The organism is Streptomyces cyslabdanicus (genome assembly GCF_052663305.1).
Window position 1 is genome coordinate 16335 of record NZ_JBQRUW010000074.1, and the last position, 16599, is coordinate 32933.

18 protein-coding genes and 4 pseudogenes are annotated in these 16599 nt (G+C 69.0%); 12 read left to right on the forward strand and 10 right to left on the reverse strand.

Going from position 1 to position 16599, the window contains the following annotated elements; all coding sequences use genetic code 11:
• Positions 1 to 101 precede the first annotated feature (101 nt).
• The gene (locus ACTYVM_RS35105) at positions 102 to 704 is read right to left on the reverse strand and encodes a sugar O-acetyltransferase (protein ID WP_445529836.1); all 603 of its coding nucleotides are present in this window, start codon (positions 702 to 704) and stop codon (positions 102 to 104) included.
• 329 nt (positions 705 to 1033) lie between these two features.
• Between ACTYVM_RS35105 and ACTYVM_RS35110 the strand changes: the two genes are divergently transcribed.
• The 3 genes from ACTYVM_RS35110 to ACTYVM_RS35120 all read left to right on the forward strand — a co-directional run bounded on the left by ACTYVM_RS35110 (position 1034) and on the right by ACTYVM_RS35120 (position 2422).
• Entirely contained in the window at positions 1034 to 1600 is a 567-nt protein-coding gene (locus ACTYVM_RS35110) for a GNAT family N-acetyltransferase (protein ID WP_445529837.1), read from the forward strand.
• Positions 1601 to 1790: 190 nt separating this feature from the next.
• On the forward strand, positions 1791 to 1976 hold the full coding sequence (locus tag ACTYVM_RS35115) for a hypothetical protein (protein WP_445529838.1): 186 nt from the start codon (positions 1791 to 1793) through the stop codon (positions 1974 to 1976).
• 50 nt (positions 1977 to 2026) lie between these two features.
• A complete protein-coding gene (locus ACTYVM_RS35120) occupies positions 2027 to 2422 on the forward strand; it encodes a VOC family protein (protein ID WP_445529839.1) in 396 nt (131 codons plus the stop codon).
• 22 nt (positions 2423 to 2444) lie between these two features.
• Here the strand turns inward: ACTYVM_RS35120 and ACTYVM_RS35125 are convergent.
• Positions 2445 to 2651, reverse strand: a pseudogene (locus ACTYVM_RS35125) (IS5/IS1182 family transposase); the annotation flags it as partial.
• Positions 2652 to 3466: 815 nt separating this feature from the next.
• Between ACTYVM_RS35125 and ACTYVM_RS35130 the strand changes: the two are divergent.
• Complete coding sequence (locus ACTYVM_RS35130) at positions 3467 to 4000, forward strand: GNAT family N-acetyltransferase (RefSeq protein WP_445529840.1); 534 nt, start codon at positions 3467 to 3469, stop codon at positions 3998 to 4000.
• Positions 4001 to 4171: 171 nt separating this feature from the next.
• Here ACTYVM_RS35130 and ACTYVM_RS35135 read toward each other — a convergent pair.
• The 3 genes and pseudogenes from ACTYVM_RS35135 to ACTYVM_RS35145 all read right to left on the reverse strand — a co-directional run.
• Positions 4172 to 4354 (reverse strand): annotated as a pseudogene (locus ACTYVM_RS35135) (IS5/IS1182 family transposase); the annotation flags it as partial.
• Between the two features lie 114 nt (positions 4355 to 4468).
• Entirely contained in the window at positions 4469 to 4666 is a 198-nt protein-coding gene (locus ACTYVM_RS35140; protein WP_445529841.1) for a helix-turn-helix domain-containing protein, read from the reverse strand.
• A 153-nt stretch (positions 4667 to 4819) separates the two neighbouring features.
• Positions 4820 to 5353, reverse strand: a complete 534-nt coding sequence (locus ACTYVM_RS35145; protein WP_445529876.1) for a VOC family protein — start codon at positions 5351 to 5353, stop codon at positions 4820 to 4822.
• Positions 5354 to 5560: 207 nt separating this feature from the next.
• Here ACTYVM_RS35145 and ACTYVM_RS35150 point away from each other — a divergent pair.
• Together ACTYVM_RS35150 and ACTYVM_RS35155 are read left to right on the forward strand one after the other, a co-directional pair.
• Positions 5561 to 5656, forward strand: a pseudogene (locus ACTYVM_RS35150) (transposase); the annotation flags it as partial.
• A gap of 49 nt (positions 5657 to 5705) precedes the next feature.
• Positions 5706 to 5849 (forward strand): annotated as a pseudogene (locus ACTYVM_RS35155) (IS21-like element helper ATPase IstB); the annotation flags it as partial.
• 60 nt (positions 5850 to 5909) lie between these two features.
• Here the strand turns inward: ACTYVM_RS35155 and ACTYVM_RS35160 are convergent.
• The 4 genes from ACTYVM_RS35160 to ACTYVM_RS35175 all read right to left on the reverse strand — a co-directional run bounded on the left by ACTYVM_RS35160 (position 5910) and on the right by ACTYVM_RS35175 (position 8380).
• On the reverse strand, positions 5910 to 6449 hold the full coding sequence (locus ACTYVM_RS35160; RefSeq protein ID WP_445529842.1) for a 2'-5' RNA ligase family protein: 540 nt from the start codon (positions 6447 to 6449) through the stop codon (positions 5910 to 5912).
• A 234-nt stretch (positions 6450 to 6683) separates the two neighbouring features.
• Positions 6684 to 7211, reverse strand: coding sequence for a DinB family protein (locus tag ACTYVM_RS35165; RefSeq protein ID WP_445529843.1), 528 nt, complete (start codon positions 7209 to 7211; stop codon positions 6684 to 6686).
• Positions 7212 to 7556: 345 nt separating this feature from the next.
• Positions 7557 to 7727: a hypothetical protein gene (locus ACTYVM_RS35170; RefSeq protein WP_445529878.1), complete on the reverse strand. Its 171-nt coding sequence runs from the start codon at positions 7725 to 7727 to the stop codon at positions 7557 to 7559.
• Positions 7724 to 8380 carry a class I SAM-dependent methyltransferase gene (locus ACTYVM_RS35175; RefSeq protein ID WP_445529844.1) on the reverse strand — a complete coding sequence of 219 codons (657 nt, stop codon included), beginning with the start codon at positions 8378 to 8380 and terminating at the stop codon, positions 7724 to 7726. The genes ACTYVM_RS35170 and ACTYVM_RS35175 overlap by 4 nt, the downstream gene beginning before the upstream one ends.
• A 262-nt stretch (positions 8381 to 8642) precedes the next feature.
• Here ACTYVM_RS35175 and ACTYVM_RS35180 point away from each other — a divergent pair, with 262 nt between their 5' ends.
• The 4 genes from ACTYVM_RS35180 (at position 8643) to ACTYVM_RS35195 (ending at position 12192) form a co-directional block, all read left to right on the forward strand.
• A complete protein-coding gene (locus ACTYVM_RS35180) occupies positions 8643 to 9935 on the forward strand; it encodes a PP2C family protein-serine/threonine phosphatase (protein WP_445529845.1) in 1293 nt (430 codons plus the stop codon).
• 55 nt (positions 9936 to 9990) lie between these two features.
• Positions 9991 to 10230: a hypothetical protein gene (locus ACTYVM_RS35185; protein WP_400036762.1), complete on the forward strand. Its 240-nt coding sequence runs from the start codon at positions 9991 to 9993 to the stop codon at positions 10228 to 10230.
• Positions 10230 to 10607, forward strand: a complete 378-nt coding sequence (locus ACTYVM_RS35190) for a fic family toxin-antitoxin system, toxin component (RefSeq protein ID WP_445529846.1) — start codon at positions 10230 to 10232, stop codon at positions 10605 to 10607. The genes ACTYVM_RS35185 and ACTYVM_RS35190 overlap by 1 nt, the downstream gene beginning before the upstream one ends.
• 262 nt (positions 10608 to 10869) lie before the next feature.
• Complete coding sequence (locus ACTYVM_RS35195) at positions 10870 to 12192, forward strand: MFS transporter (protein WP_445529847.1); 1323 nt, start codon at positions 10870 to 10872, stop codon at positions 12190 to 12192.
• A 55-nt stretch (positions 12193 to 12247) separates the two neighbouring features.
• Here the strand turns inward: ACTYVM_RS35195 and ACTYVM_RS35200 are convergent, their stop codons facing one another.
• Positions 12248 to 13231, reverse strand: coding sequence for a LuxR family transcriptional regulator (locus ACTYVM_RS35200; RefSeq protein ID WP_445529848.1), 984 nt, complete (start codon positions 13229 to 13231; stop codon positions 12248 to 12250).
• A 145-nt stretch (positions 13232 to 13376) separates the two neighbouring features.
• Between ACTYVM_RS35200 and ACTYVM_RS35205 the strand changes: the two genes are divergently transcribed.
• Together ACTYVM_RS35205 and ACTYVM_RS35210 are read left to right on the forward strand one after the other, a co-directional pair.
• The gene (locus tag ACTYVM_RS35205) at positions 13377 to 14789 is read left to right on the forward strand and encodes an aminopeptidase P family protein (protein WP_445529849.1); all 1413 of its coding nucleotides are present in this window, start codon (positions 13377 to 13379) and stop codon (positions 14787 to 14789) included.
• Between the two features lie 233 nt (positions 14790 to 15022).
• The gene (locus tag ACTYVM_RS35210; protein WP_445529850.1) at positions 15023 to 16597 is read left to right on the forward strand and encodes an ABC transporter substrate-binding protein; all 1575 of its coding nucleotides are present in this window, start codon (positions 15023 to 15025) and stop codon (positions 16595 to 16597) included.
• Positions 16598 to 16599: the final 2 nt, after the last annotated feature.

Below are 16599 nucleotides of genomic sequence, written 5' to 3' on the forward strand. Positions count from 1 at the left end.
CCACCCCGACCGCCCGGCGTCGCAAGGCGCCCGGCCGTCGGCCATGGCCACGCTGTCCACCACCGCGCGAACCTCACCCTGGTGGAGCTCCGCCACCGGCACTAATGATCGACGGTACGGGTGGTGAGGTCCTCGTCGGTGATGGGGCGAACCACCCGGCAAGGGGTTCCGGCCGCGACGGTCATCGGGGGAATGCTGCGGCTGACGACGCTGCCCGCGCCGATGACCGACCCGTATCCGATGCGAACGCCGGGCAGGACCACCGCGTTGCTGCCGATCCACACCTTGTCCTCGATCACGATCGGTTCCGAGAACCGTCCGAAGTCAGCGCGCCGCGAGGGATGCACCGGGTGTCCCGTCGTGGTCAGGGTCACGCTGGGCGCGATCATGACATCGTTGCTTATGAGGATGTCCACGTCGTCGACGAACGTGAGGTTCACGTTCCCGAAGAAGTCGTCGCCGATGTGGACGTTGCTGCCGAACCCGGCGTGGAACGGTGGCAGCAGTACCGTGCGTTCACCCACCGAGCCGAAGATCGAGACGAGCAGCGATCGACGCTTCTCCGTTTCGCCCGGTGGTGTGTGGTTGTACTCGAAGATCTGCTCGGTGCGGCGCCGAGGTCCCTGGAAGGCCGCTTCCGACTCGGTGTAGACGAGCCCCTTGGCGATCCGGGCCAGGACCTCGTCCTCCTGAGCACGCGTCACAGCGGCACGCCCCTTCGTCCGACCCCTCGGGCACAGGCCCGGCGCGCTCCCGGCCGACCGCACGCATCCACAGCCTAGGTGCACCGCGGGGAGGCCGTGATCCCTTTCAGCTCGCCACATGGCGCTCGAAAGGGCGCGGCGGCCTCTCCTCAGCCCATGTCAGCCAGGGGGATGCTCTTGCTCGCTCCGACAGCCGCTGTTCATGAAGCCGGAGGCCGCGCCGGAAACTCGCTTGCCAATCCACGATGCCGCCGACATGATCGCCGCTGTGATGACGACCTTCTGCAGCCGCCGACCGCACACCTTCGAACCTGCAGAGGATCACAACGTTGAACTACGTCATGCGCGAGTACACGCCGGCTGACGAGACCTCCTGGCTGCGCTGCCGGGTGCTTGCGTTCCTGGACACTTCCTTCTACGACGCTGTCGTCCCGTCCAAGCCCGCTGTTACGCCCGGTCTGGAGCTCGTCGTGGTCGACGAGACAGGTTCCGTGGTCGCTCTCATGGACACTGGCATCGAGGGCGAGCTGGCGACCATAGACACTGTTGCGGTCCACCCCGACCACCGGCGGCGGGGGCTGGGACGGCAGCTGCTGGAGCGGACCCGCGCGTGGGCCTGCTCCGCTGGGGCGATCGCGCTGGAAGCGTGGACCAGGGACGACGCGGACACCCTTGCCTGGTATCGCTCGATGGGCTTCGCCGAAAGCGACCACTACCTGCACGTCTACGCCTTCTACTACACCGACCCCGCGGAGCCGGGCCGCGCGATCGCTGAGCCCCGCCCGGGTCTGCGGCCCATGCTGGTCTTCGGCCACGCCCCGCTCGCGGACGAGGAGCGGCTGAGGAGCGAGTTCGCCCGGGTCCACGTCGACCGGCGCTTCGCCATGCCGATCTGACAGGTCACGTGATGGCCGTTCAGCAGCGAGCTCTGTTCGCTGCTGAACGGCCATGGGATCAACACCAGCCGCCATGAGCACCGTCCGTCGACCTGTTGAGCACGGAGCCCGTCGCCGGACCAGCCGGCTGGACCCCTACAAGCCCCACTTGTAACGGCGGTTCGCCGCAGGACGCACGAGCGTCACCCCGTTGCATCGCGAACTGCTCGCCGAGAACGCCCCCGTCACGTACGGCATGGTTCGCGCCTACATCGCCTCTCTGCGCGCTGCCCCGCCGCAGCCGCCTCCGACGGTGCGGCGGGTGACCGGCTGGTTCACCGGCCGCACCACGGCACCGGCTTCCTACTCCACCTGCTCCGCGATCTCAACGCCGTGAGCGCCTCACGGCCAATACTCTGAGTCCCGTCCGCACTATCTGGGAGAGTCATGACAAGTAGGTTCACCGAGTTGGCCGTTGACTGCCGCGATCCGGAGAGACTCGCGGCCTTCTGGTGCGAGGTCCTGGGCTTCAAGGTGATCGACCGGAGCGAGGGCAAGGTCGAGATCGGCTCCTGGGTGCCGACCGTTGAGGATGTCCGGGCCCGCCAGATGTCGCCCACCCTGCTGTTCATCCAGGTGCCCGAGGGCAAGACTGTGAAGAACCGGCTTCACCTCGAAGTCAGCCCGATCGACGGCAGCACCGAGGACGAGGTGACCAGATTGCTCGGCCTCGGCGCCACCAAGGCGGATGTGGGCCAAGGCTCAGACCGAAACTGGGTGGTCATGGCAGACCCGGAGGGCAACGAGTTCTGCGTCCTTCGCACCCTGGCGCTGGAGAACTAGGCACTGAGCCCTTTCATGGGTGCACGTTCATCCCGTGCTTTTTGTGTTTGCCGGAGTGGAACGGCCGGTCCGCGGCAATGCGGTCGATCGGCAGCAGCGTGCCGTCCAGGATCAGATATGCCTTCACCGACGCGGTCCGCACCGCGTCGGCCAGGCTGGGGGTGAGAGCGGCCAGGAGCTCGACAGCCTCAGTGGCATAGCGGTAGGCCGTCGTGGTTCCGATGCCGAACCTGTGTTGGCGCTCCTTGGAATTCCCAGGCGGTGCTCGGAGGACGACCAGACTTGCTCGTCTTGGTTCCTCGCACGCGTGCCCGATGCGAAGGGGCGAGCCGTAGGGTGATTGGATGGCTGCCCCCAGAGGGATCTTCCGGGTCGATGCGCTGCAGAACCTCTTGGCCGACCTCTGCGCCTCGCCAGTCGCCGTCGACCGCCTGGAGCAACTGGAGCCGTGGGCTGTAGCCCGGGTCTGGCTCCAAAGTACTTCCGCGCTTCCGTGCTCCGTCGTCGTCAAGTGGATACCGGACGGGCAACGGGAGGCTCGCACTTCCCCACGGCGGCTGCGTAACGAACTGGCTGCGCTCCAGTTCCTCAGCGAGGATCTCGGGATCAACCTCGCGCCTCGCGTCATCGCCGCCGACACCGCTGCGCGATTCCTCGTCTTGGAAGACCTCGCTCCCCGCGTCGCCCTGGACCAACTGCTTCGACGGGACGGAGCGGCAGCGCACGGCGACCGACTGGCCGCGTTCGCCCGCGCCCGCGGTGCGCTGAGCGCGGCCACCGCGGGGCGGGTGGAGACCTACTACGCCCGCCGGGCCAGGCTGGGACCGGTTGATGCTGGCTCGGTGTTGCGGCAGGCTGCCGCCGAATCGGTCTCACCTCTCGACCGCGCTGCCGAAGTGGCACGTGGTCTGCCCGGCCGTCGGCCCGATGTTTCACCCGTCATGGTGTGCGGTGCAGGCGGCTTGACGCCTTGTGGTTTCGCAGCGGCAACGCGGGCGAGCGCCGGATTACGGATGAGGCCCTTGCTTTCGGCAGGATGGGCGCATGATCGAGATCCGCACACCCCGCCTCCTCCTCCGTACCTGGCACGACGACGACCTCGCGCCGATGGCGGACATCAACGCGGACCCACGGGTCATGCACTGGATCGACGACGGCTCGGTGCGCGACCTGGACCAGACGGCCGAGGACATCGAGCGGTGGGACGAGGAGTGGGACGAGGAGGGCTTCGGGCTCTTCGCCGTCGAGTTGCTGGCCTCGGGCGAGCTGATCGGCTTCACGGGACTGTCCGTGCCCGAGTTCCTGCCGGAGGTGATGCCCGCCGTGGCGATCAGCTGGCGGATCGGCTCACAGTTCTGGGGCCAGGGATACGCGTCCGAAGCCGCTCACGCCACTCTGGAGTTCGCTCTCCAGGACCGCGGCCTGGACCGCGTCATCAGCATCAACCGGGTGGGTGACAACGCCTCCGAGAACGTCATCCGCAAGCTCGGCATGGCGCCCGAGCGGGAGACGACACACCCGGTGTACGGCTACCCGCTGCGCGTTCACGCCATCGATCTCACCGAGTTCCAGGCGTGAGCCGGCCAAGCCGTCGATCATCACAAGGCAGCCAGCACTGTCCACACGTCCCCGAGCGCATTGATCGCGACGGTACGGACACCCAGAGGGAGGACGGTGGACGGTGTCTTCCCTTCGCTGACCTGCGCATTCACGGAACTGCGGCAGAGCCATTTTCAGAGATCCTCATCACCCGGCCGCGAGCTGGGCATACGTGTGTCCCACTCGCAGATGGGCGAGTGTCAGCAGGGCCTGGCGGCCCGCGCTCAGGCGCCGCCAACGGGAACCGATCGTACGGCGGTGCCGCCGCAACTGCTGCGTGAGGAAACGGAGGGCAGAGCTGGACACGTCGACGCTCGACGGGTAAACAAGCACGTGAAGCCTCTGGTGGAGACGGTTCTCTTGGTCGAAAACCCATCTACCAGGGGCTTCACCACGTTGTCAGCCCAACTGCCGTACTCGAGAGGCAGGGTGGAATGGGCTCCGTGGCTACGTCGACCCGAAGGGGGCGGCGACCCGGGTGTAGGTGTCACCGCAGCGCAAGTGAGCCAGGACGAGCAGGGCCTGACGAGACGCGGGCAGGCGCCGCGAGCGGGTGCCGACCTGTCGGCGGCGCTCCGTGAGCCGCCGGGTCAGGAGGCGCAGGTGCGCGCTGGACAGGTCGATCGCGGACGGGTAGACAAGCACGGCGAAGCTCCTCGTCGAGTAAGTGGTCTTGGTCGTGAGCTCGTCTACCAGGAGCTTCACTTCTGCGCATGACCCGAGATCCCGCGATCCGGCGTCACTTGGGACTTCACATCACTAACCGGTCTGACACAGGGGAGCCCGGACCGGCAATGATCAGCTGGTCGTCTTGACGGGCGCGCTGTTGCGTCCGTGGCGGCGACCGCTGAGTTCAGCGTCGAGCGTCTCCTGGGCCACGCGCATGGCCTCGGTGTAGACGGGGTCCTGCAGCCGCTTCCACATCTCGTCCTCAGCGACGTCCTCCACGTGGCTGACCACCCACCAGATGTTGCCGAAGGGGTCCTTGATGCGCCCGCCGCGTTGTCCGAAGGCGTTGTCCGCCAGTGCGGTGACGACCTGCCCGCCGGCCGCGATGGCCCGTGCGAACGCCTGGTCCGCGTCGGTGACGAACACGCGCAGCAGGCTCGGCATGGTGGGCCAGTCCGCGCGCCGGTCGAAGGCCAACACGACGGTGTCGCCCACGCGGGTCTCACCGTGACCGATCAAGCCGTCCTCGGTCGCCACCCGCCCGAGCTCCTCTCCGTCGAACGCCTGGGCGACAAAGTCGAGGAAGGCCCCCGTGTCGTCGGTCACGACCCAGGGTGCAATCGTGGTGTAGCCCTCGGGCGTGGCGTTGGTCTGCTCCGGCATGGCGTTCCTTTCGCTGATGATGCCTACCGGCGGCGAGGATAGGTACGAAATAGGTCTGATCCCGTCCTGGATCATCAGCATGCCGGGCGCGGCCGGTCCCACTGAACGTCTCCAGGGCGTGGCCTGACCACACCAGCCCCAGGTTGGAAAGGGCTCACTGTCCGGCGGATCATGTGGCTTTCCGACCGGTTGCTTGTTGGTCGGAGCATGGGCCGGGGGGATCTGACGAACCGCGAATGGTCGCTGCTCGAGCCGCATCTGCCGTCTGCGGGCGGTCGGGGAGGCCGGTGGAGCGACCATCGCAAGGGCAGCAGCAACTCCCGCGAGGGAACAAGTGCCAGCCCCAGATACCTGGACAAAGACGTTCACCGATTCCAGACTCTGCGCGGCAGTCGTCGACCGCCTCACCTTCAACGGCACCATCATCGAGACCGGCACCGACTTCTATCGGCTCGCCAGCACTCGAGCCCGCACCGAGCAGGTCGAAGTCAGCTGACTGACGTCTCCACACTGGTCCGCTGCCCGTTGCGGCGGACCAGCCCAGCTCACAGGTCGTTCACCCAAGGAGCGCGAACGACGCGCGCTCATGCCACTTCGCACCGTCATGCACCATGAGGTCAACTGACGAGATGCGCGACGTGAAGGGGAGTCTGCCGAGCAGGTCGGCCTCAATCTCATCGAGAACCGCATCGTCCTGACCGTCAGCGACGGTCAGGTGGGGCACAATCTCGGCGAACTGGCCCCCATAGGGAGGGGCCTCGGGCCAACGGTCAGCGATCGCCTCAGTGAGCCGCCGCAACTGCGTGCCGGGCTCAGGAGCGAGATAGAGCACCCCCGGAAACCGCCCGCAGCTCTCAAATCGCAGGTCAAAGGCACGATGACTGTCGAGCATGTCAGCGAGAGCCGAGCAGACACGCGCATCTATTCGGCTCTCGTCGAGGAACGGGAAAAGCACCGTGACATGCGCTGGTACTCCTGCTTGGGCTGACGGATCGAACCACTCACGCCATGCGCGGACGACCGGCTCCGCATCCGGGACCCTGACGATGAGTCCCGTCTGGCCTGCCTGAAACCTACTCGCGCTGTCATCTGCCATGACACGGCATGCTGCCACCTCAGAGGCCGACGGCAGCACTCATTATGCGTCCGTGATCACGACCGATCCTCCGCACGGGACAAGCGGGGAAGCCGACGGCGCCGGAACACGACTGCCGTCATCTCCCGTGAACATCCAGAAGACCGACGATCACCAAGCGCTGCCGAAACCCGTCAACAAGCGCTGTCGGTCGGAGTGAACGAAGCCAGGTCACCTTCTGACCGCGCGAGCACCTCATGCGCCGGTAACTCCGTCGATCTGCTCGCGGATGAGGTCGGCATGACCGTTGTGACGTGCGTACTCCTCGATCATGTGCACCATGATCCAGCGCAGGGAGACTCCCTGATCCCCTACGTGACCCGCTTCCTGTTCGGACAGGCGGCCGGAGTCGTCCAGCGATGCTTCAGCGACCAGCTCACGGCTTCGAGCGACCTCCCCTTGCCAGGCAGTTACCGCCTCGTCAAGCCCCCGTTCCGGCTGAAGGTCAAAGCCGTCGAGGTTGCCCTCCCCGAAGACCGGTGGCAATTCTTGACCTGCGAAAACATGCTGGAACCAGTTGCGTTCCACCTCAGCCATGTGCTGCACGAGGCCGAGCAGTGTCAGTGAGGAGGGTGACGCTGCAGCAAGCCGCAATTGATCATCTTTGAGGCCCGAACACTTCAGGGCGAGAGTCGCCCGGTGAAAGTCCAGCCATGCTTCCAGCATGGCGCGCTCGTCCGCATGCGCGGGAGGGATAGGTCGTCCATCTGGTGTCGTATTCATGAGCCCACCCTGGCAGGAGCAGATATACGGTGCACGACTGTCTTCTCGGCAGGCTGCCGAAGGCGCGGTGAACATGACGGGCCCGGCCGCCGTCGGCCGGGCCCGTCTTCCGTACCCCCTGGAGACAGGCAAGTTGGACGCGCAACGCTAGGACAGCGCCCGCGTACGCGAAGGAAAATCACCCGCCCGAGTGCCGCCACGGACCGGGCCGGACCGCCGTGGTGGGGGCGACCACAGGCCCGGCCATGAGGCTGACCGCGCTGGTCGCGACCCCGACCACTGTGACTGTGCGCGATAGTTGGCTCGTCCGGCCTGGTAGGTGCTCCGTTCCGGCGCACCTGCGAGTCAGCCGCCGCGGAGGCCCCACTCGTCGAGGCTGCCGTAGACATGAGCTTCAAGGCATTGAGGGGCGCCGAGGCCCACGGCCTCGCGTCGGTACAGGGCGACGAGCGAGTCCCTGCCCCGCCACCAGGTGTCCGTCACGCCCTGTACTTCGGGCACCGGGGAGGCGATCAACGGCGATTCCATACGAGCGTGTAGCGCCAGAACAGCCGACGGCGGAGTCGTGCCCCGGGCAGGATCGAACGGGCCTCGCGGACGATGTCGGGAAAGCTCATTTCCGCTGGTCGGGTCAAGGCTGTCATCGAGACGGGACGAGGTGCCGTGCGGCCGCTGTTCTTGAGCCATCCCGTGGCGGCGTTGAGGGGGATGGCTGCGGCTCCGAGCAGGTGGTCGCCTGGGGTCGTCGGACGCGACAGCCCAAGAACCACGAGGGTTCCTCCGGGCGCCAGGTGCCGGCGGAAGACGGTGAGAGCATCGGTGAACGGCAGATGGTGGATCGCGGCGACGCACGTGATGACGTCGTAGGAGTCAGCCGGGATCCCGGTCAGCGCGTCCGCGGTGGTGAAGGTGACAGGAGATGCCGGAGGCGTCAGCGCGCGTGCCTGGGCGACGATCCCCGGATCGGAGTCGATGCCGTGCACCGTGCTTGCGCGCCTGGCCAAGAGCCTGGCCAGGTCGCCGCTGCCGGAGCCGACGTCCAGGGCGCTGTCGAAGCGGCGGGGGAGGTGCCGCAGGATCCAGGGGTGGTAGTGGGCGTTGTGGTCCCAGGGGTGGGCGGCATTGAACTCTTCAAGAGCCCCGAGGACGCGGTGCGGCAGTGTCGTCATACCGTCACCCCACCAAGATCTTGGTGCCCCTGTCATCCCAATGGCCGAACGACAGGGTTCACCGAGGGGATGTCCTGTCGCGGTGGAGACAGAACGCGGGGCCGACCGGGACCGGATCGCCCCCTCACCCTGCGCAACCCGGCTCGCATGGGTCCGCGCTGCTTCATTCCGTCCTCGGAGACCGTCACCGAGGTCACCAGCGTGCTCGCGCCCGGGGACGGCTTCCTGTCGTGGCAGGCCGAGGGCGGGGAAGACGTAGGACATGAGCAAGGACGAGGACGGCAAGGCGCGGCTGGACCGTCTGACGTTGCTGGCCGACGCGGAGGCGGCACTGGCCAGCACGCTGAACCTGCTGGACGGGCTGCGGCGGGCGTGCCGCGTGCTGACCGGACGGCTGGGCGACTGGTGCGTGGTCGACCTGCTCGACGAATGCGGACGGCTGGAGCGGGCCGTCGTCGTCCACCGCACACCTGAGGCGCTGGCTCCGGGCGGCTACGAAGGGCCGCTTCCGGCGGTGCCGCAGGATGCGGGCGGGCCGCTGCCGCGCGTACTGCGCGGGGCGGGTCCGCTGCTGATCGCCGACATGTCCCCGCCGGAGCGGGCGGTGAACCCGCTGCACGCGCGGCAGCTGGAACTGTTCGAGCAGCTGGCCGCGCACAGCGCCGTCGTCACCCCGCTACGGGCCCGACGGGAGGTCCTCGGCGCCTTGACCGTGGCTCGCACCGACCCCGACCATCCGTTCACCGAGGAGGATCTCCCGCTCATCGAGGACCTCGTCCGGGGCCTGGCGGTGCAAGTGGACAACGCCCGGCTGTACCAGCAGACCAGGCGCATCGCCGAGCGGTTCCAGCGCGCCCTGCTGCCCGAGCTGCCGCACATACCCGACCTTCGGATCGCCGCCCGCTACGCCTCCGCGCAGGCCGTCGCACAGGTGGGCGGCGACTGGTACGACGCCTTCGTCCTGCCGCAGGGGGACACCGCCCTGGTGATCGGCGACGTCACCGGCCACGACCTGCAAGCGGCCATCGACATGAGCGCCCTGCGCAACATGCTGCGCGGAATCGCCGTGGACCGACAGGAGCCTCCCGGCGAGGTCCTGCGCCGCCTGGACATCGCCAGCCACACGCTGCAGCACGAGGCGACCGCCACGTGCATCTACGCCCTCGTCAAAGCCCCCCGTGCGGAGAACGGCCCCTGGGGCCTGCATCACTCCTGCGCCGGACACCTGCCACCGCTGCTGACCACCTCCGACGGCGACACCCGCTATCTGGAGACCGGATCGGGACTGCTCATCGGCCTCGACCCCGGTCACCAGCGCCCCACCGCCGTCGACGAGCTGCCGCCGTACTCGACCGTGCTGCTGTACACCGACGGACTGATCGAGCGCCGTGCCGAATCCCTCGACCGCGGGTTCGCCCGGCTGCGCCAGCACACCGCCGCGCTGTCCCGCGAACCCCTGGACATCTTCTGCGACGAACTGCTCCGTGGACTGGCCGCCGACAGCACCGACGACGCCGCCCTGCTCGCCCTGCGACCCGCCCCGGCCCACACCTGACCGAGACGCAGCCATTCGACGGCGCCAGTCTGGTAACAGCTGTTATCATCGGACCGTGGCGAAGACACAGCTGGGCGTACGCGTCGATGAGAAGATCAAGGAACTGGCCGAAGCGCGCGCGAGGGACCGCGGCCTCAGCCTCGGTGACTACATCGCCGGCCTTGTGCAGGAGGACACCAGCGGGCTGCGGCAGCGGGGCCTGGATGCCGCGCGGCGCTTCCTCGACGAGCACCAGAGTCTCTTCGACGAGGCGGAAGAGGCCGATCGTCACCACCGGGGAGCACACGCCGCGTAATGGAACTGCACGTCGACGTCCCCTGGATCCTGCAGGTCGCCGAACTCGCAGGGGCAGGAGACCCTGCCCCCGACGACTACGGGGTGCCCGTGGCCGCGGTCGCCTGCCACCGCGCCGAACTGCTCGAGCAGCCCGTCTACGACGGCCCCTACGCCCGTGCCGCCGCCCTCGTGCACATACTCGGCCGCTGCCGCTGGCTGGAGCGCTCCAACATGGCCGTGGCCGCCGCGACGGGCGTGATGTACCTGGAGGCCTCCGGCATCGCGGTCAAGCCCACCCGTGAGGACGCCATCGCCCTGCGCGACCTGCTCAGGGATCCCGGCTGCACTGCCAAGGAGATCGCCGCCCTGCTGCGCGCCTGGCCGCACACCACCTGAACGGCGAGGCCCCACGGGCCCGCGCCCTGCCGAGTGCGAGCCAGCATTCGCGCAGCGAGTGACTCACGAGGAGCGAAGACATGGTCGGTCGTCCGAGCACGCGTTGACGTTCGAGGCCGTGAGCGGCCTGTCATCGCGTGCTGCCCTTGACGCGCGGCACAGCGAGCCTTCCTTTCCCGCTGCCTGACCTGGCAGGCGCACCTGTTGTGCGCCTGATGGCGCCTGTTGGCGGGTCTCGTCTTCGGTCATTCGAGGGATCCCCGTGCCGTCCTCTTCCTCCGCTGTATCCGATTCCGGTCGGCCTGTTCCGTCGAGCCTGTGGCGGGACGGCGACTTCCGCAGGCTCTGGGTGGGCCAGACGGCCTCCCAACTGGGCGAACATACAAGTCTGGTGGTTCTGCCGCTCTTCGCCGTCCTGACGCTCAACGCCGGTGCCGGGCAGTTGGGTGCCCTGCGCGCGGTGGGACAGGCGCCGATCCTGCTGCTGTCGCTCTTCGCCGGCGCGTGGGTGGACAGGTGGCGGACCCGCACGCTGATGGTGCTGACGGACGCCGGTCGGGCCCTGGCACTGGGCGCCGCCGCGGTGGCCGGCCTCCTCGGCGCGCTCGGCCTGCCGGCGCTGCTTGTGGTTGCCTTCGCCGTCGGGGCTCTGTCCGTGTTCTTCGACGTGGCCTACCAGGCGTCCCTCGTACGGCTGGTGAGGCAGGATCAGTTGGTGCGGGGCAACAGTGCGCTCGAGGGCAGTCGGTCCGCCGCGCAGATCGGCGGCCCCGCCCTCGGCGGTGCCCTGGTGTCCGTGCTGTCGGCGCCGATCGCCGTCGCCTCCGGCGCGGCGTTCTTCGCGCTGTCGTTCCTGTCGATCCGACGGATCGGTCACGGCGAATCCGTCCCGGAACGCTCGCAGGCCTCGCCATGCTCGGAACGTCCTCCTCGGGTCTGGCGGCGGATCCACGAAGGCGTCCGCCATGTCGTCGGCGACACCTCGCTGCGGACTGTGTGTCTCGCCTCGGCTGCCTTCCAGTTCTTCTTCGCGGCGGTGATGACCGTCTATCTGCTGTTCCTGCCACGGGACCTGCACCTGTCGGGCACCGCCGTGGGGCTGGCCCTCGCGGCGACGGGACCGGGCGCGCTCCTGGGCTCGCTGCTGGCCGCCCGCCTACCGAGCCGTTTCGGACACGGCGCTGTGCTCGTGTCCGCGGCAGTACTCGGCGACGGCGTGTTCCTGCTCGTGCCCGCACTGCGCGGCACTGCTGCGGTGACGATTCCCGCGCTCCTCACGGTCAACTTCGTCTTCGGGACCTTCAGCCAACTGGTGAACGTCACGGTCATGGCCGTCCGGCAGACCGTCACTCCGGCCGGGATGCAAGGCCGCGCGGCCGCGACGATCACCTTTGTCGGCATGGGCCTGACCCCGCTCGGCTCGCTGCTCGGCGGCTTCCTCGCGGACGTGTGGGGGACACGCACCACCCTCCTGGCGACAGCCGCGGGCATGCTGCTGTCGCCGGCGCTGATGGCCCTGTCCCCACTCGCCCGCCTGGGACGGACGCTTCCCGCCCCGCCGGAGACTGCGTTCCCGTCCGCGTGACGGCTTCTGTCGCCGCGAACAGGTGGTCCGCGTGGGCTCGGGCCGGGGCCGGCCGTCACAACCATCCGTTGCGCTGGGCCTGCAGGGCCAGCTGGAAGCGGTTCGTGGCGCCCAGCCGGGCCATCAGGACCTGCAGACGGCGGAACAGCGTGCGGCGGCTGATTCCCAGCTCGCGGGCGACGACGTCGTCGCTCGTGCCGCCGGCCAGGAGCCACAGCAGACGACGGTCGGCGGGGTGCAGACCGCCCGGGCGGGTCGTGTCGCCGTGGAAGGGCAGAGCGTGCTGCCACGACTGCTCGAACAGCGCGATCAGGGCGGAGAGCAGACCGCACGGCTGCACGACCAGCATGGTGTTGTGCACGTCGGCCTCTTTGATCGACAGGGACACCAGGGCGTACGCCTCGTCGATGATCAGGAGTTTGACGGGGACGGACGGCAGCACTCTGGCCTGCTCACCGGCGTTGACACACGGTTCGACGACTTGTCTGAGGTGGTCCGGGCGTTCCAGCGACTCGCGGGAGTACACGACGCGTTGTGTGACCCCGCGGGCCAGCGTGGCCAGGGCGTCGTCGACGGCACCCGCCACAGGGAAGTAGGGGGGCGACTCGAACTGCCGGATCTGGTCGCGGGCGCTGGCCCAGGCCTGCCGCATCCTCGGGCCGACGGCGTCGCCGGTGACGATCTCGACGAGGTGGTCGTCGGGGGCCGCGAGCCGCCGGCGCCGGAACGCGTCGAAGGCGCCCGCGACCGCGATGCGGGATTTCTCGACCTCCGCCGCCCGGCGCCGGGCGAGGATCTCGAGCCCGGCCGCCGGAACCACCGGCGCCACCACGTCCTCGTCCCTCTCGGCGGCACCGGCGAGGCCGGCGTCGACGAGTTCGCCGTACGCGGTGGCCAGGCCCGGACCGTCCAGGCCGGCCGCGGCGGCGATCTCGCTCATCGGCGCAGGAGCCAGTTCCAGCAGGGTGAGATAGACCTGGGTCGCCACGTGACCGATGCCCAGGAGCCGCAGTGCGTCGCCGAGACTCGCGTTCGTCATGAACCGCATTATCGACGGCCGCGGCCGGCCAGGTGTGGCCGATCTGTGCCAGTGGCACCACTGGGCGCCATACGGGGGCACCGCGGGATAACGTCGCCGAGCCGTCGGCACGCGGCGGCGCTCGACCCCCAGGAAGGCGGACGCAGTGGCGGAAGGCCGCAAGAACGGCGTGTACTCAGGGATCTCCGAGGAACTGTCCGCGTTGATGCGGACGGGGTGGGCGGACACCGAGAGGCGCGAGCTGACGCTCGATGAGCAGGCCCCGTACGCGGCGGCGCGCCGGGCCGCGCTCTCCGCGCGCTTCCCGGGCGAACGGCTCGTGATCCCCTCGGGGAACCTCAAGGTCCGTTCGAACGACGACACCTACCCGTTCCGGCCGTACTCGGGCTATGTGCACATGACCGGCGACCAGGCCCGGGACGGCGCCCTTGTCCTCGAACCCCGTGCGGACGGCGGCCACGACGCCTACTGCTACCAACTTCCGCGGGACAGCAGGGACGACAACGAGTTCTGGACCGGTGCCACAGCAGAGCTGTGGATGGGCCGGCGCCGCTCCCTCGCCGAGGCGGAGCGCGTGCTCGGCCTGGCGTGCCGGGACGTCCGCACGGCGGCCGGCGAGCTGGCGGCCGCCGCAGGCACACCGACCCGCGTCGTCCGCGGTGTCGACCCGTCCCTGGAGGCCGCCGTCACCACCGACGCGGAACGCGACGCGGAGCTGGAAGAGGCCCTCAGCGATCTGCGCGTCGTGAAGGACGAGTGGGAGATCAAGGAGGTCCGCTCGGCCGTGGACTCCACGGTGCGCGGATTCACGGACGTCGTCGGTGAGCTGTCGCGGGCGATCGCGTCGTCCGAGCGGTGGATCGAGGGCACCTTCTTCCGTCGCGCTCGCCTGGAGGGCAACGCCGTCGGCTATGGCACGATCTGCGCCGCGGGCGACCACGCCACGATCATGCACTGGACCGACAACGACGGACCGGTGCGCCCCGGGGAGCTGCTCCTGCTCGACGCGGGCGTGGAGTCGCGCACCCTGTACACCGCCGACGTCACGCGCACTCTGCCGATCAGCGGCACCTTCACCCCCGTCCAGCGCCGGGTCTACGACGCGGTGTACGAGGCCCAGGAGGCGGGCATGGCGGCCGTCAAGCCGGGCGCCGCGTATCGGGACTTCCACGAGGCGGCCCAGCGTTCCCTGGCGGCACGGCTGGTCGAGTGGGGTTTCATCGAAGGGCCTGCCGACCGCGCGTACGAGCTGGGCCTCCAGCGCCGATTCACGATGGCCGGTACGGGTCACATGCTCGGCCTGGACGTCCACGACTGCGCGCAGGCACGGACCGAGGAGTACGTCGACGGCGTACTGGAGCCGGGCATGGTGCTCACCGTCGAGCCCGGCCTGTACTTCCAGCCGGACGATCTGACCGTGCCTGAGGAATGGCGCGGCATCGGCGTACGCATCGAGGACGACCTGCTCGTCACCGCCGACGGCCACGAGAACCTGTCGGCGGGCCTGCCGAGGTCGGCGGACGAGGTCGAGGCGTGGATGGCCCGCTTCGCGGGCTGAGCGCACAGGGAACCGAGCCGAGGACAGGGCCGCCGTCGGGCGGCCCTGTCCTCGTATGTACCGGCCGGGCCGCTGCGCACGCTGCTGCGCGGCGGCCCGGGGATGCGTAACGACTGAGTCTCCGAAGTAAATTTCCGCACTCCAAGGGTTGGCGTGAAACTGTCCACTCGTTATCGTTCACGCACTTCACTCAATCGTTCCGCCGAACGAATAGCGAGAAGGACGGTCGGTTCATGCCCGACACCCATCACCCTGGACGGCGGTCGGTCCTCGCCGCGGGCGTCGCGTCCCTGGGCGCGTCCTGGCTGCTGACCGGCTGTTCGGGGGCCGCGTCCACCCCCGTCCTGCCCACCGCCGCGCACCAGGGCGCGCCCGCCCGCGGCGGCACGCTGCGGATCGCCCGGCCGCCCGCATCCGATGCCGAGACGCTGGATCCGGCCAGTTCCCTGTCGGCCTACGAATACCTGGGCGCCCTCTACAACCGGCTCGTGCGGATCGGCGCGGACGGCACGCTCGCCCCCGACCTCGCCGAGTCCTGGGAGCCCGACGACAAGGCCGCCACCTGGACCTTCCGCCTCCGCAAGGGCGTCACGTTCCACGACGGGCGCGCCTTCACCGCCGCCGACGCGGCCTACACCCTGCGCCACATCCTGGACAAGGCGACGGCGTCCCCGCAGGCCGCGGTCCTCGCCCCGCTCATCGACCCCGAGACGCTGCGCACCCCGGACCCCCACACGCTCGTGGTCCCGCTGAAGACCCCGAACGCGGAGTTCCCGAGCCTGCTGACGCACTACAACTGCTACGTCGTCCCCGACGGCAGCGCGAAGTCCATCGGGCGCACGGGCATCGGCACGGGCCCCTTCAAGCTGGAGTCGTTCGCGCCGGCGGGACCAGGGCGCATCACCGCGTACCAGGACCACTGGGCGGGCCGCCCCGTCCTCGACGCCATCGCCTTCTACTCGGTCGCCGACATGTCGGCCCGCTCGAACGCCCTGCTGGCGGGCCAGGTCGACCTGCTCTCCCAGACCAACCTCGACTTCGCGACCGCCCGAGTGGTCGCCGCCTCCGACCGGGCCACCGTCGCCCGGGTGAAGGACGCCCAGTGGTACGTGCTCCCGATGCTGACCACGGAGAAGCCCTTCACCGACGTCCGCGTGCGGCAGGCGATGAAGCTCGCCTACGACCCCGAGCACGTGGTGAAGGTGGCACTGCAGGGCGCGGGCAGCGCCGGCTGGGACAACCCGGTGCCGCCCTCCGACCCGGTCCACATCTCCGCGCATCCCGCGCACGATCCGGAGAAGGCGCGGCATCTGCTGAAGCAGGCGGGTCACGAGGGACTCGCGGTCGATCTCTACACCTCCGCGTACGACCCGCTGTTCACGCCCATGGCCCTCGCCTACCGGGACTCGGCCGCGCGGGCCGGCATCCGCGTCCGGGTCAAGACCGCGTCCGCGGACTCGTACTACACGCAGATCTGGATGAAGAAGCCCCTCATGGCCACCTACTGGTTCACCGGCCGGCCCGTCGACCAGCTCTTCACCCAGATCTTCCGCAGCGGCTCCTCCTACAACGAGACCGCCTGGTCCGACAAGGACTTCGACGCGCTCCTCGACCGGGCCAGACGCGAGACCGACGACGCGTTGCGCCACGACCTGTACGGCGAGGCGCAGACGATGGTGATCGAGAGGGGCGGGGCGATGACCCCGATGTTCGCCGACCGGCTCGTCGGCATCTCCCGCCAGGTGCGCGGCTACGACGAGCACGGCTTCGAGTTCGACTACCTCGGCATCGGCCTGAAGGGAGCCTGACC

What these genes read in the sequence shown, in the direction of transcription:
- ACTYVM_RS35200 (WP_445529848.1), bottom strand. Translation starts at nt 13,231, where the DNA reads ATGACGAACGCGAGTCTCGGCGACGCACTGCGGCTCCTGGGCATCGGT.
- ACTYVM_RS35120 (WP_445529839.1), top strand. Translation starts at nt 2,027, where the DNA reads ATGACAAGTAGGTTCACCGAGTTGGCCGTTGACTGCCGCGATCCGGAG.
- ACTYVM_RS35175 (WP_445529844.1), bottom strand. Translation starts at nt 8,380, where the DNA reads ATGACGACACTGCCGCACCGCGTCCTCGGGGCTCTTGAAGAGTTCAAT.
- ACTYVM_RS35210 (WP_445529850.1), top strand. Translation starts at nt 15,023, where the DNA reads ATGCCCGACACCCATCACCCTGGACGGCGGTCGGTCCTCGCCGCGGGC.
- ACTYVM_RS35180 (WP_445529845.1), top strand. Translation starts at nt 8,643, where the DNA reads ATGAGCAAGGACGAGGACGGCAAGGCGCGGCTGGACCGTCTGACGTTG.
- ACTYVM_RS35190 (WP_445529846.1), top strand. Translation starts at nt 10,230, where the DNA reads ATGGAACTGCACGTCGACGTCCCCTGGATCCTGCAGGTCGCCGAACTC.
- ACTYVM_RS35165 (WP_445529843.1), bottom strand. Translation starts at nt 7,211, where the DNA reads ATGAATACGACACCAGATGGACGACCTATCCCTCCCGCGCATGCGGAC.
- ACTYVM_RS35130 (WP_445529840.1), top strand. Translation starts at nt 3,467, where the DNA reads ATGATCGAGATCCGCACACCCCGCCTCCTCCTCCGTACCTGGCACGAC.
- ACTYVM_RS35160 (WP_445529842.1), bottom strand. Translation starts at nt 6,449, where the DNA reads ATGGCAGATGACAGCGCGAGTAGGTTTCAGGCAGGCCAGACGGGACTC.
- ACTYVM_RS35145 (WP_445529876.1), bottom strand. Translation starts at nt 5,353, where the DNA reads ATGCCGGAGCAGACCAACGCCACGCCCGAGGGCTACACCACGATTGCA.